Consider the following 1,853-nt stretch of genomic DNA (forward strand, 5'->3'; position numbering starts at 1 on the left):
CGGCATCACGTTGACCTTGATGCCCAATAGTGACTGCCCCGGCGCCAGCCCAAGTTGACGCTGCAGCGCTTCGCTCGGGTAGCGTTGGTATTGGAGTGCGCTTTGGATTTCCTTCGCCGCCTGCCGCATCAACGACACTAAGTTGATCTCCGGCTCGAATCTGAACCGCAATGGAACCGTATTGGCGACCATGCCAGGAATGCGCCCGTCTTCCCCCAAGCGGGCAGTCACTGGAAAACCGAACACCACGTCCTGCGCGCCGGTCATGCGATGCAGATACGCGGCCAGTGCAGCGCTCAAGAACTGCGCCAGCCGACCCGCATCCAACACATAGTCGTCTACCCATTGGGTGGCCAGGTCAGCCGTCTGACGCAGTCGTTGCTGTAAAGCCGGGGCTGCGCGACTTGCTAGCGTCGCAGGCTCAGGCCAATGGGCGCAGTGCTTGAGCCAATACGCTTCGTCCTTCTCCCGCTGCGCGGAGGTCTGATACTGTGCATCGCTTTCTAACAGCGTCAGCACCGAGCCCAACGTACAGGACGCGGGCTCATTCCCAGCACACAGCGCGCTATACACATGTGCAACGCGTTGCGCGATCAGGTACTGGCCATAGCCATCCATCATGATATGGTGATAGCGCTGATACCAAATCCATTGCTCGGGCGCGACTTTCAACAATGCATACTGGAAAAGCGATCCCTGCACTAGATCCACCGTCTGTTCATAATCGGTGCGCATCCACGCCTGGGCCGCTGCCTGAGGATCGGCTTGTGCCGTAAGATCCAGAACCGGCACTGACCATGCAGGTACACCGATCCTCTGCCGCAACCCGTCATCGCTATCGACAAATTGCAAGCGCAGGGCGTCGGCCTCATCGATCACCTGACGCAATGCCGCTTCAAAGACGACCGCATCAATCGCGCCTTCGATCACCGTATACTGCGCAATGTTGTAGACGGGGCTGTTTGGATGCAGCTGCTGCGCGAGCCAAACTTCGGTTTGCGCACTGGATAACGGCTGTGTAACAGGCGTGACGCTAGCATCCATAACAAAGCTCCGATTCAGGCGACTAAGCAGCCTGTTAATTAATAGGTGTACCAATTAATATAACGACGCAATCGGAATCTATTGTTGTTCTTCGGGAACCGCTCCGGCTTTTATCACACGTCGCGTGCAATTTTTAACCACTCACTGCGGCAGTCAGGGTCATTCATCGGCACGCGTCAGCGCACCGCACAGGCACCGGGTTCAGGACTGGAGGACTTCTTCATTTACTCCTCCAGACATCACTTTTATTGAGCCATACGGCTACGACAACGCACCCGTCCGCTGACCCATCAGTTCGACGTTAAGTGCTGCAGAATCCGCAAGCACTATGCCCAGCTATCAAGAGCCGCCAGAAAGGTTCAGGTAATCGCAACGCTTAACGCCGCGTTAAAAGACTGTAAAGCGTCTGCCATCATTTTCTGGCGTTGACAGTGATTCACGCCCTTGAGCGAGCGGCACCCACAGGCAAGAAGCGCATTAAAGGGAAGCGGGTCATCCATTTGCCTGCCGCTCTTCGCAAGCAGACTGTCCATGGAGCAGCCCCGTGAATCACCGGACACGGTCAGCTACTTAAACTAGCGGGTAGGCTTAAGACGGTTTTGAGTTCCGCTGCGACAATGGCGAGGCGCTGCGCGTGACGTTCGCACTGGATTGCTGCGAACGCGAAGCGATAAGCTGGGTGGCGACGACGGCTGGCTATAGCGGCGACATGGTGCGTGAAGTGCAGTGAACTAGACTAAAACTGACAGTGGTTGGTTTTTCATGCTGGCGTGCGTTGCCGCGCAGGGCGTAGTCCGTAGCGGCAACGC

The 1,853-nt window shown here is 56.7% G+C and carries 1 protein-coding gene and 1 pseudogene; one reads left to right on the forward strand and one right to left on the reverse strand.

Features of this window, described 5'->3' with window-relative positions; translation table 11 throughout:
* Positions 1–1,044 (reverse strand): condensation domain-containing protein (locus tag KQH55_RS15760; RefSeq protein WP_235091629.1); only part of this gene is annotated, 1,044 nt, incomplete at its 3' end.
* A 592-nt stretch (positions 1,045–1,636) separates the two neighbouring features.
* On the opposite strand from KQH55_RS15760, the pseudogene KQH55_RS15765 reads away from it, so the two are divergent.
* Positions 1,637–1,768 (forward strand): annotated as a pseudogene (locus KQH55_RS15765) (IS3 family transposase); the annotation flags it as partial.
* Positions 1,769–1,853 lie beyond the last annotated feature (85 nt).

Origin of the sequence: Mycetohabitans sp. B3 (genome assembly GCF_021498065.1) — a bacterium.
Lineage (GTDB): Bacteria > Pseudomonadota > Gammaproteobacteria > Burkholderiales > Burkholderiaceae > Mycetohabitans.